This window comes from Variovorax nivicola (genome assembly GCF_051216475.1).
Classification (GTDB): Bacteria; Pseudomonadota; Gammaproteobacteria; order Burkholderiales; family Burkholderiaceae_C; genus Variovorax.
Map to the genome: position 1 here is coordinate 773,811 of NZ_JBPJZK010000003.1, position 14,553 is coordinate 788,363.

The following is a 14,553-nucleotide window of genomic DNA, read 5'->3' on the forward strand; positions in this document are numbered from 1 at the left end:
CGGTCAGCGCAGGCCGGTCCACCACCGCACGTTCGTGCGCGCCTGCCCGACCGTCACCACTTCGCCGATCACCGGCGTCGCCAGCTCGATCTTCTTCGCCTCCGCCAGATCCGCGATGCGGTCCAGCGGGTCGTGCCAGGTGTGGAAGGCGAGGTCGAAGGTGCTGTTGTGCACCGAGAAGAACACCTTGCCGCGCAGGTCCTCGAAGGCCTGCACGCTCTGCTCGGGCGTCATGTGCACGGCGGGCCACATGGTGTCGTAGGCGCCGTTTTCCATCAGCGCGATGTCGAAGCCGCCGAAGCGCTCGCCGATCTGCTTGAAGCCCGGGAAGTAGCCCGAGTCGCCGCTGTAGAAGAGGCGCTGGTCGCCGCTTTGCACTACCCATGAGGCCCACAGCGTGCGGTCGCGGTCGTTCAGCGTGCGGCCCGAGAAGTGCTGTGCCGGCGTGGCGGTGAGCTTTACGCCGTCGTGCTCGCCGCCTTGCCACCAGTCGAGTTCGGTCACGCGCTCGGCGGGCACACCCATCACGATCAGCCGCGCGCGCACGCCCAGCGGCACGAAGTAGCGTTGCACGCTCTTCGAGAGGTATTCGATGGTCGCCACGTCGAGGTGGTCGTAGTGGTCATGCGAGAGGATCACGCCTTCGATCGGCGGCAGCTGTTCGAGCGTGATCGGCGGCTGGTGAAAGCGCTTCGGTCCGGCCCATTGCACGGGCGAGGCGCGTTCGCTGAACACGGGGTCGATCAGCCAGTACTTGCCGCGCAGCTTCAGCAGATGTGACGAATGGCCGAGGCGTACGACGTGGTTGGCCTTGGTGTCGAGTGAATCGAGCGCGCTGCGGTCCAGCGCCTTCACCGGGATTGCATCGACCGGCACTGTGTCGACCTTGCTGCCCACGATGAAGCGCGACCAGATGCGCCATGCGCTGGCCTGCGCGGGCAGGTCGGGGTTGGCCATGTTGTGGAAGCCGCCGTCCTTGAATTGCGGCGAGCTGTCGTAGCGCGTCTCGCCGCTGCCGGCGGCACCACAGCCCGTGACAAGGGCGCAGCTGGCCGCGGCCAGCACGGTACCCCGGCGCAGCAGTTGGGGCAGGTAGGAGCCCTGGGAGCCCGAATCGTCAGCCATGAGAAAACCCTCTGAGTCTTTGTTTGCAGGATGGCGCGAGAGTAGCTACGACTGACGTTTCAATGGTTTCAGCGGTAGAAACATTTGGGGCGCGGGGGTATCTTGGTGGCGCTCCTGTTCGGGGCGCGTGCGAATGACACCGGGTACTCCCCTCCGCGAATGTCCCCCGCCTTCGGCTCCTCCTTTATTTCGCTGCGGGGAGCACCCGGTGCCATTCGCACATGGACGCAGTCGTTGTGCTGGCCGATCGACCGCTGCGTCCATCGATCACGTCGATGGTGTGCTCTGCGCAGCGAAATAAAGGAGGAGGCCGAAGGCCGGGGGACATTCGCGGAGCAGAGTACGCCGTCGGCGTGATCGTGCCCCGAACGAATCACGCACGACCAGTCCTATGCCATGCGCGATATGGCGGGCACATCCCCGGTCCGGCACACTGCCGGGCTTCATCGGCTTCGACGAGGCGGCAGATCCATGAGCAGCAATCGCTATCCCATCATCTACGTGCGCGGCTACGCCATGACCGAGTCCGAGCGGGACGAAACCGCGGCCGACCCGTTCTGCGGCTTCAACATCGGCTCCACGGTGTACCGCGCCACCGTCAAGAAAGAGGCGCCGGCGCAGAAATTCGTTTTCGAATCGCCCATGGTGCGCCTGCTGGCCGACTTCCAGTACCAGAGCGTCTACCAGAACGGCCTGGACATCCTCGACCCCGACTGGAAGCCCTCTCCCGATGAGAACGGCAATGACGTCGACGGCATTCCCTCGGCCTCGGTCATCATTTACCGCTACTACGACTCGGGCTCCGAACTGCTTGGCGATGGCCAGGCCAAGGACGTCAAGGTATACGCGCAGGGCCTGAGCCAGCTGATATTGCGTGTGCGCGACCTTGTGGCGCTGCGCGAGGGTCCGGGCTACTCGCCCGCCGACTTCCGCTGCTACCTCGTCGCGCATTCCATGGGCGGCCTGGTGGTGCGCGCCTTCCTGCAGAACCCCGCGCTCGGCGATGCGGCCGCGCGTGCCTGCGTCGACAAGGTGTTCACCTATGCCACGCCGCACAACGGCATCGACATGGGCGGCATCAACGTGCCGGCCTGGCTCACGGTGAACGAGATGAACACCTTCAACCGCGAGAAGATGTCGGAGTTCCTGGCCACGCAGCCGGTCAACGGCCGCATGGACTACCTGCCAGCCACCGCCTTTCCGGCCGAGCGCTTCTTCTGCATGGTCGGCACCAACCGCGGCGACTATGAAAGCGCCAAGGGCCTGTCGCGCATGTTCGCGGGCCACGGCAGCGACGGGCTCGTGCGCATCGAGAACGCCTCGCTCTGGTCTACCGACGCCGCGGGCAAGACACAGCCGGTGGCCACGGCCTTCACCTACCGATCGCACTCGGGCTTCTTCGGCATCGTCAATTCCGAGGAGGCTTACCAGAACCTCACGCGCTTCCTGTTCGGCGACGTGCGGGTCGACCTGTGGTTCGACATAGACGGCGTCACGTTGCCGCCCGACCTGCCTGCCGGCGCGGACATCGATGCGCTCTACCAGGTCGAGCTGCTCGCCGCGCCGCGCGGCAAGCGCTGGTACCTGAGCAGGCGCGTGGCTGAGGAAGACTCGCCCGCCTGCCGCACACACAAGGAGCTGACCGACCCGGCCAAGGCCGACCGCCGCTCCATCTATCTCTCGACCGTGTTCCTCGCCAACAAGGCCCGCGTGAAGCAGGACCGCCCGACGCTGGCCTACGCTATGACGCTCGGCGTGCGCGTGCCCGACTACCAGGTCAACAACAAGTTCTGGCTCGACGGCCACTACGAGGGAAGTTCGCTGTTCCGCGACACGCTGATCATCGAGATCGCGCCACCCCAGGCCAACGACCCGGCGCAGAACTGGAACGTCAAGTACGGCTGGCAGACCGACACGGCAGGGCGGGCCTCGCTGCCGATGAGCCCGAAGCAACTGGCCGGCGGCAAGCTGCAGTTCGTGGTGCCGCTGTCCAGCCTCGGCGCCGCGCCGGCCGCGCCCGGCATCAGCGGCAAGGTGCGCCTGGAGGTGAGCGCCTGGGAATGAGTGCCTGGGGTTGAGCGTCTCTGGGTAGGCCGCAGGTCAGGTCGGATCGTTCACAATCGCGCCGACATGCACTACCTGCTCTTCATCGGTGCCTTCCTGTTCTTCGCGTTCATGACGCCGTTGAAGCTCACGGTGGCCGTTTGCGCGCTGGTGCTGGTCGTCACGGTGGTGGTCAAGTTGTCGGCGCAGGTCGTCGCAGGTGCCTCGCCGACGCTGGGCGAGTCGTTCAAGTCGGTGTTCTATGCGTCGCTGCTCGTGGCGCTGGCGTTGCTGGCCTTCGTGAGCTTTTCGAGCGGCACGGGCATCCACCATGTCGACGGTTGGCCCGCTGTGGCCGTGCTCGCGGGGCTGTTCGTGGCCTACACGCTGGGCTTTCAGATCGGCATCGGCACCTCGTTCGGCGCCAGCGCGGTCATTGCGCTGATCTCGACGCTGCTGTCGGGCGCCATACTCTGGTCGGTCAAGAACCTCGCTTCTTTCTAATCCCCATGAAAACTGCCGTCCTCGTCATCGATGTCCAGCGTGGCCTTTGCGACGATCCACCGCGCCCTCACGAAGCCGGGGAGGTGATGCAGCGCATCAACGCGCTCACCGAACGCGCCCGCGCAGCCGGCGTGCCCGTGGCCTTCATCCAGCACGAGAACGCCGTCGACCTGGAGTTCGATTCCGAACGCTGGCAGCTCGTAGGCGCGCTGAACACCGACTCGCGCGACGCAAGAATCCGCAAGACCACGCCTGATTCGTTCCTGCGCACGCCGCTCGAAGCCTGGCTGTCGGAGCACGGCGTGAAGCGGGTGGTGATCTGCGGCTATTCGTCGGAGTTCTGCGTCGACACCACCACGCGCCGCGCGGCCGGGCTGGGCTACCACGTGGTGCTCGCGGCCGATGCCCACACCTCGCACGACAAGCCGCACGCCACGGGCGAGCAGATTCGCGAGCACCACAACGCCACGCTGTCGGACATCACCAGCTTCGGCGTGCCGATCCGCGCGGTGGCCAGCGCGGACATCGCGTTCTGATCGATCAGTCCGCGCCGGGCCGCCACACCCGCGCCAGCGCGGCCATCTTGCCTCTGAAGCCCAGCCGGTCGTTCGACAGCGCATCGATGAAGTCCGACAGCCGCTGCGACTTCACCATCGTGTAGATCGTCAGCCACGTCGTCGCGACGAACACCACGCCGAACCAGATTGCCTTGCGCCACAGCGGCGCGTCGGCCTCGGCCAGCAGGTTCATGCCGAGGAAGCCGGTGGTGATCGTGCCGATGAGGCCGAACAGCGTGACCACCGTAAGCCGCACGACGGTGCTGGCCTGCCTGCGCAGGCTGTCGGCGTCGAGGTACGTGTTCATGTCGGCGATGCGTGCCTTGACCTCGTCGTAGAGCGGGTCCAACCCGAGGTGCGTGGCGCACATGTGCGAGAGCGCGCGCACCTGCGCCTGCTCCGAAATTTCGTGGAACCAGTAGCGGTGCGTGAAGCGCAGAAAGCGTTCGAAGCTTGCTCGGATGGCGCGCTTGAATTGCTTCACGCTCGGCGTGCTGCGGATGTCCAGCCGCTTGAGCGCTTCCACCAACTGGTCGGAGAACATCAGCAGCGAGGCCTTCTGGAAATGCGCGATGAGGAACAGCAGGAAGTGCTGGTGCCTGAACTGCGCGAGCACGCCGCGGTCGCGGCAGCAGAAGAACTCGGAGCTCGCATCGCCCACCACGACGAGTGCGTGGCCGTTGCACAGGTAGCGCGTGTTGGGTGCAGCACCCGCGTTCACCCAGAAGCGGTCGTAGCAGTACTTGTGCTCGAAGTCTGCGAGGTGATGCTCGGCATAGGGCAGGTGGGCGTCGGTGGCGCCAGCGCCCGTGACCAATGCGAGCCGCACGAAGTCGTCGCGCGTGAGGCGGCGCGGGTCGTCCAGCGAGAGGTAGGCCATGACCGGCATGCGGTAGTACTCGATCTGCCGGTAGCGCAGCACGCCGGGGTCTTCCGAATGGTCGCTCACCAGCGGCTGCATCAGATAGGCCCAGTGGGCCGAGATGCGCGGCGCGCGGTGCTGCGCCACGTGCGAGAGAAAGGCCTCGCGCTGTTGCGCGTCGGAGCTCGCGAGCACATGGCCGTCTGCGGCCAGCCATTCGACGCTGGCCATGCAATGCAGCGCCGAGCCGTCGGGCTCCCAGCCTGAAGGGTAGGCACGGCCGAAGCGATAGAGGATGTCTTGCGCCTGCGCGAGGCTCAGGTGGTCTGCGCCGACTTCGAGGTTGAGCAGCACCACGTCGATGTCGAAGAAGAAGTACAGGTCGCAGTGAATCACGTTGAGCGTGACGGGCGCGTCGCCCGGCTGCGCCACCAGGCGCACGGCCGCAATGTCGTGGCGGCGGAAGATGCGCATCGGCGAATCGCCGTCGCCGCCCATGCCGTCATCGTTGCCGCGCGAGCGGCCTTCGCCGTACAGGAAGCGCTGCACGTACGGCAGGAAGCTCACGAACTCGTTGTAGTGCCGCTCGTGAAAGCGGCTGCTGTCGCCGGTGTATTCGTCGACCTCTTCGCGCCACGGCGAGGCATCGCCCATCTCGCGCAGCACGTGCCAGGGCGCGTGATGGTGCGCGGCGGGCCCGGCGTGCGACGCGGGCATCAGCCGCAAGGGCCAGAGCAGGGCCTGGCGGAAATGCTGCACGGTGGGGGCGCCCGTGGGGGGCGTGTGTGCCTCTGTGGGCATGGTGGCCGCGGGTGGGTTCAGCATGGGCTTCAGTGTAGGCAGAAGGTGAGACAAAACGACCACCTAGGGGAATCCCTATATGGGTCTGAAACCGGTTTCAGATAAGCTGCAAGCCTTGCTTTCGGGGCACGCACGCGCCCACCCGGCGCGCATTCGGGTCCGCCCACCATGAACTACCAGTTTCAATTCGACGCCGTCTTTGCCGCCTGGCCGCTGCTGCTCAAGGGCACGTGGATCACGGTCCAGCTCTCGCTCATTGCCACGGTGCTGGGCCTGGTGGTGGCCATCTTCTGTGCCTGGGGCAAGACCTCGGGGCCGGGCTGGCTGCGCTTTCTGGTCAATGCCTACATCGAGGTGATCCGCAACACGCCGTTCCTCGTGCAGCTGTTCTTTTTCTTCTTCGCGCTGCCGGCCATCGGGCTGCGCTGGTCGCCGCAGACGGCCGCGCTGGTGGCCATGGTGGTGAACCTGGGCGCCTACGCCACGGAAATCATCCGCGCGGGCATCGAGTCGATTCCCAAGGGGCAGATCGAGGCGGGCAGGGCGCTGAACCTCAAGCCCTGGGAAATCTTCCGCTTCGTCATCATCAAGCCCGCGCTGAAGGCCATCTACCCGGCGCTCACGAGCCAGTTCATCCTGCTGATGCTGAGCTCGGCCGTGGTGTCGGTCATCTCGGCCGACGACCTGACTTCGGTGGCCGCCAACCTGCAGTCGCAGACCTTCCGCAGCTTCGAGATCTACATCGTGGTCGCCGCCATCTATCTCGCGCTGGCGCTGGCCTTCTCGGCCATGTTCAAGCTGATCTACAAGCGCACGCTCAACTACCCGGACCGCCGGTAAACCCAGACGACGGACGGAGACAACAACATGCGCACCTTCGGTTTTCCCGAATTCCTTTTCATCCTCGAAGCGGCCAAGTGGACGCTCGCGCTATCGGCCATCGCCTTCGTGGGCGGCGCGATCCTGGGGCTCATCATCGCGCTGATGCGCACGTCCGAATCGACGTGGGCGCGGGCCGTATCGACCACCTTCATCCAGATCTTCCAGGGCACGCCGCTGCTGCTGCAGCTGTTCCTGGTGTTCTTCGGCGCGCCGGTGCTGGGGCTGGACATCAATCCGTGGGTTGCCGCCGGTGTCGCTCTCATCCTGAACAGTGCGGCCTTCCTCGGCGAAATCTGGCGCGGCTGCATCGAGGCCATTCCGCGCGGACAGTGGGAAGCAGCCGAGGCGCTGAGCCTGAAGTACAGCTCGCGCATGCGCGACGTGGTGCTGCCGCAGGCCTTCAAGATCGCGCTGGCGCCCACGGTGGGCTACGTGGTGCAGATCATCAAGGGCACCTCGCTCGCGGCCATCATCGGTTTTGTCGAGGTGACGCGTGCGGGGCAGATCGTCAACAACGCGACCTTTCAGCCGCTCATCGTGTTCTCGGTGGTGGCAGCCATCTACTTTGCGATCTGCTGGCCGCTTTCATTGCTGGCTGGGCGCATGGAACGCCGCCGCGCCCGGGCGCTCGCGCGCTGACCCTTTCCGTTTTCTTTCTCTCTCGTCGCTTCCTTCCTTTATTCAGGAGACACATCCAATGACCGTCATCACCTCCCGCCGCACAGCGCTTGCAGCCCTCGGCCTCGGCGCCGCCCTCACCGTGTTCGCACCCTTCGCCTCGGCACAGACCGTGGCCGACATCAAGAAGAAGGGCGAGATCACCATCGGCATGCTGGTCGACTTCCCGCCCTACGGCACCACCGACGCGAAGAACCAGCCCGACGGCTACGACGCCGACGTGGCCAAGCTGCTGGCCAAGGACTGGGGCGTCAAGGCCAACATCGTGCCGGTGACTGGCCCGAACCGCATTCCCTTCCTGCTGACCAACAAGGTCGACCTGCTGGTGGCTTCGCTGGCCGTGACGCCCGAGCGCGCGAAGCAGGTGCAGTTCTCGCAGCCCTATGCGGCCGCCACCATCGTGCTGTACGGCGCGACCAAGGCCCCTATCAAGGCGGCAGCCGACCTGAAGGGCCTGCGCGTGGGCGTGGCCCGCGCATCGACGCAAGACGTGGCCGTGACCAAGGCCGCACCGGAAGGCACCGAAATCCGCCGCTTCGACGACGACGCCTCGGCCATGCAGGCGCTGATCTCGGGCCAGGTCGATGCCATCGGCTGCTCGGTGACCGTGGCGGCGCAGATCGCCAAGCGCGTGCCCGCCAACACCTTCGAAAACAAGTTCACGCTCGTGCAGCAGTCGATGGGCATCGCGATGCGTCCGGGCCAGGAAGAGCTGCACAAGGCGGTGAACGAGTTCGTGCAGAAGAACACCGCCAACGGCGAGCTCAACAAGCTCTACCAGAAGTGGCTGCAGGCCGACCTGCCCAAGATGCAATAAGCAACCCCCGAGGCTGAAGGAATCCTGGCATGACGACGGAATCGATCATCCGCATGGAAGCGGTCAACAAGTGGTACGGTGAATTCCAGGTGTTGACCGGCATCGACCTGTCGGTGCGCCAGGGCGAGCGCATCGTGATCTGCGGGCCTTCGGGCTCGGGCAAGTCCACGCTCATCCGCTGCATCAACCGGCTCGAGACGGTGCAGAAGGGGCGCATCGTGGTCGACGGCATCGACCTTACTGCGGGTGGCAAGAACATCGACGCGGTGCGTGCCGAGGTCGGCATGGTGTTCCAGCAGTTCAACCTGTTCCCGCACCTCACCATCCTCGAGAACTGCACGCTCGCGCCGATGCGTTCGCGCGGCATGACGAAGGCGCAGGCGGAAGAGGTGGCGATGAAGTACCTCACGCGCGTGCGCATTCCGGAGCAGGCCGGCAAGTACCCGAGCCAGCTCTCGGGCGGCCAGCAGCAGCGCGTGGCGATTGCGCGCGCACTGTGCATGACGCCCAAGATCATGCTGTTCGACGAGCCCACCTCGGCGCTCGACCCCGAGATGGTCAAGGAAGTGCTCGACACCATGATCGGCCTGGCCGAAGACGGCATGACCATGCTGTGCGTGACGCACGAGATGGGCTTTGCCCGCAGCGTGGCCGACCGAGTGATCTTCATGGCCGAAGGCAAGATCGTCGAGCAGGCGCCGCCCGAAGAATTCTTCGGCAACCCGAAGGACGAGCGCACGCGCCAGTTCCTCGGCCAGATTCTCAGCTCCCACCAAGCCCACTGAATGTCCTTCTCCGTTCTGATTTCTCTGTCGTCCTTCGGCGCGGCCGAGGTGGGGCGGCATGGCCAGCTCTGGTGTTCGCAGCTGGCACGCGCGGCAGGTGCCGATTCGGTCGAAGTGCGCGGCGAACTGCTGCGCGACGCAGATGCCGAGCTGCCCGCATTGAACGGACTCGCCTCCGTGTATTCCAGCCCCGAGGGCCTGTGGGCGCAGGGTGGCTGGCTCGACAGCGCCGCGCTCAAGCGCGGCATCGCCGCCGCCACGCGCGTGGGCGCGAAGCGGCTGAAGATGTCCATCGGCGACTTCCAGGCTTCATCGCACGGCTCGCTCTGGGGCCTGAAGGTGGAGCTTGCCGAAACCCGCGTCGAACTGCTCATCGAGAACGACCAGACCGTGCGCGCCGGCACGCTGCCCGCGCTGCAGACCTTCTTCGACGTGGCCGACCGTGCCGGCGTGTCGCTCGGCATGACCTTCGACATGGGCAACTGGCACTGGCTCGGCGAGTGCCCGTTGCAGGCTGCGCAGGCGCTCGGCCACCGCGTGCGCTACGTGCATTGCAAGGGCGCGCAGCGCCTGCCGCACAAATGGGTGGCGGTGCCGCTGGGCGACTCGGTCGCGCCGTGGCGCTCGGTGCTGCGCGCGCTGCCGGCCGACGTGCCGCACGCCATCGAATACCCGCTCGTGGGCGACGACCTGCTGGCCGTCACCCGCGCGCAGATCGATTTCATCCGCGCCGCGCGGGCGTAGGAACAAACACATGACAGAACCAACCGCCTTCGACGTCGCACTCTTCGGCGAAGCCATGCTGCTGCTCGTGGCCGACCGGCCCGGCCCGCTGGAAAACGCAGAGGCGTTTCACAAGCGCACCGCCGGCGCCGAGACCAACGTGGCCATCGGCCTCTCGCGCCTGGGCCTCAAGGTGGGCTGGGCCAGCCGGCTCGGCACCGACTCGATGGGCCGCGCGCTGCTGGCCGCGATGCGCGCCGAAGGCATCGACTGCTCGCATGTGATCACCGACGCTACGCAGCGCACCGGCTTCCAGTTCAAGGGCCGTGTCACCGACGGTAGCGACCCGCCGATCGAATACCACCGCAAGGGCTCGGCCGCGAGCCAGATGGGCCCGGCCGACGTCGACGAAGCCTGGTTGCGCTCGGCGCGCCACCTGCACGCCACCGGCGTGTTTGCCGCCATCTCCGACACCAGCCTGCAGGCCGCTCTCAAGACCATGGACGTGATGCGCGCCGCCGGCCGCACCATCTCGTTCGACACCAACCTGCGCCCGACGCTGTGGTCGTCCACCGAGACCATGCGCCACTGGATCAACGAACTCGCCTCGCGCGCCGACTGGGTGCTGCCCGGCATCGAAGAGGGCTTGCTGCTCACCGGCCACGACAAGCCCGAGGACGTGGCGAAGTTCTATCGCGAACGCGGCGCGAAGCTGGTGGTCGTCAAGCTCGGCGCCGAGGGCGCCTACTACGACAGCGACGTGGCCGGCACCGGTCGCGTCGACGGCTTTCCGGTGAAGGAAGTGATCGACACCGTGGGCGCGGGCGACGGCTTCGCGGCCGGCGTAGTGAGCGCGCTGCTCGAAGGCAAGAGCGTGCCCGAGGCCGTGCGTCGCGGCGCATGGATCGGCGCGCGTGCCGTGCAGGTGCTGGGCGACACCGAAGGCCTTCCGACGCGGGCGCAACTCGAAGAAGCGGGGCTCTGAACACCATGACGAATGTGTCGAAGAAGAACGTGCTGGTCTTCCGGCCGCTGCCCGAAGACCAGTTGGCGCGCCTGCAGGCCGTGCACCATGTGGTCGTGGCTGACCCACGCAAGGAGCCGGAGGCCTTTGCCGCCGCGCTGCGCAGCGCGCACGGGCTGATCGGATCGAGCCACCCGGTCGATGCCGCGCTGCTCGACGGGGCGCCGCAGCTTGAGGTGATTTCGAGCGTGTCGGTCGGCGTCGACAACTACCCGCTGGCCGAGCTGCACAAGCGCGGCATCGTGCTGTGCCACACGCCTGATGTGCTCACCGAAACGGTGGCCGACACGGTGTTCGCGATCCTCATGGCCACGCAGCGCCGGGTGGTCGAACTTTCGACGCTCGTGCGCGAAGGCCGCTGGACGAAGAACATCGGTGAAGAACTCTTCGGCACCGACGTGCATGGCAAGACGCTGGGCATCCTCGGCTTCGGCCGCATCGGGCAGGCCGTGGCGCGCCGTGGTGCGCTGGGCTTCGGCATGCCGGTGCTGTATCACGCACGTCGCCCGGTCGACCTGGCCACACAGGCGCCCGAGCTGCAGGGTCGCGCCACGCACACGCCGCTCGACGACCTGCTCGCGCGCGCCGACATCGTGCTCGCGATGCTGCCGCTGACCGACGCGACGCGCGGCATGATCGACGCCGCCTTCTTCGCGCGCATGAAGCCCGGTGCAGCCTTCATCAACGGTGGCCGTGGCGCCACGGTGAACGAAGACGCGCTGCTCTACGCACTCGACCACGGCACGCCGCGCGCCGCCGGCCTCGACGTGTTCGCGAAGGAGCCGCTGCCGGCCGATTCGCCATTGCGCACGCACCCGCGTGTGACGCCGCTGCCGCACATCGGCTCGGCCACGCACGAGACGCGACACGCGATGGCCGAACTCGCCACGACGAACCTGCTGCAGGTGCTGGCCGGCGAGAAGCCGACTGCGCCGTACGACACGGCAGCAGCATGAGCACGAGCCGGTCTTTCTCCCTCCCCCGCTGGGGGAGGGCAGGGGTGGGGGCAAGCGGCGCATCCGTTGGGCGCTCTGCCTGCCCCCATCCCGACCTTCCCCCAAAGGGGGAAGGAGCAAAGACATGAAGCCCACGGGCCGCGCCACCATCGCCGACGTCGCCGAGGCCGCCGGCGTCTCCAAGGCCACCGTCTCGCGCTTCCTCAACCACCGCGAGCGGCTGCTGAGCCCCGACATCGCCGCGCGTGTCGAAGTCGCCATCGCGGCGCTGGCCTATTCGCCCAGCCCGATGGCGCAGGCCCTGAGCCATGGCCGCTCGCGGCTCATCGGACTGATCGTGGCCGACATCACCAACCCGTATTCCGTGGCGGTGCTGCGCGGCGCCGAGAAGGCCTGCCAGGACGCCGGCTACCTCGTGATGCTGTTCAACCTCGGCAACGAGAGCGAACGCGAGCGCGAAGCCATCGACGCGCTGGCGGGCTACCAGGTCGACGGCTTCATCCTCAACACGCTGGGCCGCGGCAGCAACGTGGTCGATGCGGTCACGCTGCACGGCAAGCCGGCAGTGCTGGTCGACCGGCGCCACGCCGGCATGCACACCGACTTCGTCTCGCTGGACAACCACGCCGCGATGCAGGCCACCTGCGGCCATCTGGTCGAAGGCGGGTATCGCGAACTGCTCTACGTCACAGAGCCGCAGAAGGGCGTGAGCTCGCGGCGCGAACGTACGGCCGCCTTCGGCGCCTGCGTGGTCGCGCACGAGCCGCGCGTGGCGGGCGAGGTGTTCGAGTGCGTCGAGGGCGAGAGCGATGCGCTCGACGAGGCCCTGCGTGCCCTGCGCCAGCGCGCCAAACGCGGCCGCCGCGCCGCCGTGGTCGCGGGCAATGCCGTGGTCACGCTGCGCATTGCGCAGGCGATGGCGCGGCTGGGCTGGCAGTTTGGTGCCGACCTCGGCTTTGTAGGCTTCGACGATCCCGAATGGGCCTCGCTCATCGGGCCGGGCCTGAGCACCGTGGCCCAGCCCACCGACGCCATCGGCCGCACGGCCGCTACCTGCCTGATCGAGCGGCTGCGTGGGCTGGATGCGGCGCCGCGCCAGTTGCTGCTGCCTGGAGAGCTGGTGGTGCGAGGCTCGTCGCAGGCGCTCTAGCGTCCTGCTGCGCGCGGTCGAAAGTGACCGGCCCGCGCATCCAGTCGGCCGCGCGCTCGGCAATCATGATCGTCGGCGCGTTGGTGTTGCCGCCGATCAGCGTCGGCATGATCGAGGCATCGACCACGCGCAGATTCTCGATGCCGTGCACGCGCAGCTTCGCGTCAACCACTGCCATCGCATCCGTGCCCATCTTGCAGGTGCCCACGGGGTGATAGATGGTGTCGGCGCGCGCGCGAATGTGCTGAATGAGTTCTTCGTCGGTGTGCGCGTCGGCCGTGTAGAGCTCGCGGTGGCGGTACTTTTCGAGCGCCGGCGCGTGCAGGATCTCGCGCATCTTCTTCACGCCCTGCAGCAGCAGGGCCACGTCTTCCGGGTCTGACAGAAAGCGCGGGTCGATGCGCGGCGCCGAGCCCGGGCTGGCATCGTTCAGGCGCACGTCGCCGCGGCCCTTGGGGCGCAGCACGCACACGTGGCACGAGAAGCCGAAGCCCGCGTGCAGCTTGCGCGCATGGTCGTCGGTGATCGCGATCACGAAGTGCAACTGCAGGTCGGGCCGCCGCAGCTCGGGCGATGACTTGATGAAGGCGCCGCCTTCGGCGAACGGCGTCGCGATCATGCCCTTGCCGCTCTTGCGCCACTCGGCGATGGCCTTCACCAGGTGCAGGCCGCCCACCACGCCGATGCCGAACAGGTCGGTGTGCTTCGAGGTGTAGGCGAGGATGAAGTCGGTGTGGTCCTGCAGGTTCTGGCCGACGCCCGGCAGCGCATGCTGCACGGCGATGCCGTGGCGGCCCAGCTCGACCGGGTCGCCAATGCCCGAGAGCATCAGCAGCTGTGGCGAGTTGAATGCGCCGCCGCACAGCGCCACCTCGCGCCGCGCGTGAAGGGTCTCGATGCTGCCGTCTTTGCGCCGCACCTCCACGCCGACCGCGCGCCGGTCTTCGAGCACCACGCGCAGGGCCTGCGTGTCGGTCAACACCGTGAGGTTGGGGCGCTCGTTCATCACCGGATGCAGATAGGCGGCAGCCGCCGAGCAGCGCTCGCCGTTGCGCGCGCCACCGTGGAACTGCGTGACCTGGTAGAGGCCAGCGCCTTCCTGTTCGGCACCGTTGAAGTCGTCGTTGCGCGGAATGCCGCATTCCGCCGCGGCCCGCACGAAGTCTTCGGCAATGGGGCGCGGGCTCTGCTGCTCCGAGACCTGCAGCGGTCCGTCGGCGCCGTGCAGCGCGCTCGCGCCGCGCTGGTTGCCCTCGGCGCGTTTGAAGTAGGGCAGCACCGAGTCGAACGACCAGCCGGTGCAGCCCGCGCGCTCCCAGTCGTCGTAGTCGTCGCGATGGCCGCGCACGTAGAGCATGGCGTTGATCGCGCTGGAGCCGCCCAGGCAGCGTCCGCGCGGCTGGTAGCCACGGCGTCCGTTCAGGCCGGGCTGCGGCACGGTCTGGTAGGCGTAGTTGTTGATGCGCGGGCGGCCCGGCAGCATCGCGACCGTGGCGGCAGGCGCCCGCACCAGGATGCCGCGGCCGTCGCCGCCGGCCTCGACCAGGCAGACCTTCACGGCGGGGTCTTCGCTCAGCCGGGAGGCCAGCGTGGCACCGCCGGAGCCGCCACCCACGATGACGTAGTCGAATTCCATGGCGCTTCTT

At 67.2% G+C, this 14,553-nt stretch carries 14 protein-coding genes; 11 read left to right on the forward strand and 3 right to left on the reverse strand.

The window, feature by feature from the left end; genetic code table 11:
* Positions 1 to 3 precede the first annotated feature (3 nt).
* Entirely contained in the window at positions 4 to 1,125 is a 1,122-nt protein-coding gene (locus ACSFBF_RS16375) for an MBL fold metallo-hydrolase (protein WP_435468665.1), read from the reverse strand.
* Positions 1,126 to 1,596: 471 nt separating this feature from the next.
* Between ACSFBF_RS16375 and ACSFBF_RS16380 the strand changes: the two genes are divergently transcribed.
* From ACSFBF_RS16380 to ACSFBF_RS16390, 3 genes are all read left to right on the forward strand, one after another.
* Positions 1,597 to 3,189, forward strand: a complete 1,593-nt coding sequence (locus ACSFBF_RS16380; RefSeq protein WP_435468667.1) for an esterase/lipase family protein — start codon at positions 1,597 to 1,599, stop codon at positions 3,187 to 3,189.
* A 66-nt stretch (positions 3,190 to 3,255) separates the two neighbouring features.
* Entirely contained in the window at positions 3,256 to 3,672 is a 417-nt protein-coding gene (locus ACSFBF_RS16385; protein ID WP_435468669.1) for a hypothetical protein, read from the forward strand.
* A 5-nt stretch (positions 3,673 to 3,677) separates the two neighbouring features.
* The gene (locus ACSFBF_RS16390; RefSeq protein WP_435468671.1) at positions 3,678 to 4,208 is read left to right on the forward strand and encodes a cysteine hydrolase family protein; all 531 of its coding nucleotides are present in this window, start codon (positions 3,678 to 3,680) and stop codon (positions 4,206 to 4,208) included.
* 4 nt (positions 4,209 to 4,212) lie between these two features.
* Here ACSFBF_RS16390 and ACSFBF_RS16395 read toward each other — a convergent pair whose 3' ends face one another.
* Entirely contained in the window at positions 4,213 to 5,916 is a 1,704-nt protein-coding gene (locus ACSFBF_RS16395) for a hypothetical protein (RefSeq protein ID WP_435468673.1), read from the reverse strand.
* A gap of 144 nt (positions 5,917 to 6,060) precedes the next feature.
* On the opposite strand from ACSFBF_RS16395, the gene ACSFBF_RS16400 reads away from it, so the two are divergent.
* From ACSFBF_RS16400 to ACSFBF_RS16435, 8 genes are all read left to right on the forward strand, one after another.
* Complete coding sequence (locus ACSFBF_RS16400; protein ID WP_093050872.1) at positions 6,061 to 6,732, forward strand: amino acid ABC transporter permease; 672 nt, start codon at positions 6,061 to 6,063, stop codon at positions 6,730 to 6,732.
* 27 nt (positions 6,733 to 6,759) lie between these two features.
* The gene (locus tag ACSFBF_RS16405; RefSeq protein WP_435468675.1) at positions 6,760 to 7,413 is read left to right on the forward strand and encodes an amino acid ABC transporter permease; all 654 of its coding nucleotides are present in this window, start codon (positions 6,760 to 6,762) and stop codon (positions 7,411 to 7,413) included.
* A 58-nt stretch (positions 7,414 to 7,471) separates the two neighbouring features.
* On the forward strand, positions 7,472 to 8,269 hold the full coding sequence (locus ACSFBF_RS16410; protein WP_435468677.1) for a transporter substrate-binding domain-containing protein: 798 nt from the start codon (positions 7,472 to 7,474) through the stop codon (positions 8,267 to 8,269).
* A 29-nt stretch (positions 8,270 to 8,298) separates the two neighbouring features.
* Positions 8,299 to 9,054: an amino acid ABC transporter ATP-binding protein gene (locus ACSFBF_RS16415; RefSeq protein ID WP_093050863.1), complete on the forward strand. Its 756-nt coding sequence runs from the start codon at positions 8,299 to 8,301 to the stop codon at positions 9,052 to 9,054.
* Positions 9,055 to 9,798, forward strand: a complete 744-nt coding sequence (locus ACSFBF_RS16420; RefSeq protein ID WP_435468679.1) for a sugar phosphate isomerase/epimerase family protein — start codon at positions 9,055 to 9,057, stop codon at positions 9,796 to 9,798.
* 10 nt (positions 9,799 to 9,808) lie between these two features.
* Positions 9,809 to 10,762 (forward strand): sugar kinase, encoded by a 954-nt coding sequence (locus ACSFBF_RS16425; RefSeq protein WP_435468681.1) that lies wholly within the window; start codon positions 9,809 to 9,811, stop codon positions 10,760 to 10,762.
* Between the two features lie 5 nt (positions 10,763 to 10,767).
* Positions 10,768 to 11,757, forward strand: a complete 990-nt coding sequence (locus tag ACSFBF_RS16430) for a 2-hydroxyacid dehydrogenase (protein WP_435468683.1) — start codon at positions 10,768 to 10,770, stop codon at positions 11,755 to 11,757.
* A 124-nt stretch (positions 11,758 to 11,881) separates the two neighbouring features.
* Positions 11,882 to 12,907 carry a LacI family DNA-binding transcriptional regulator gene (locus ACSFBF_RS16435; RefSeq protein ID WP_435468685.1) on the forward strand — a complete coding sequence of 342 codons (1,026 nt, stop codon included), beginning with the start codon at positions 11,882 to 11,884 and terminating at the stop codon, positions 12,905 to 12,907.
* Here ACSFBF_RS16435 and ACSFBF_RS16440 read toward each other — a convergent pair.
* A complete protein-coding gene (locus ACSFBF_RS16440; RefSeq protein ID WP_435468687.1) occupies positions 12,807 to 14,543 on the reverse strand; it encodes a GMC family oxidoreductase in 1,737 nt (578 codons plus the stop codon). The genes ACSFBF_RS16435 and ACSFBF_RS16440 overlap by 101 nt on opposite strands.
* Between the last annotated feature and the right edge of the window lie 10 nt (positions 14,544 to 14,553).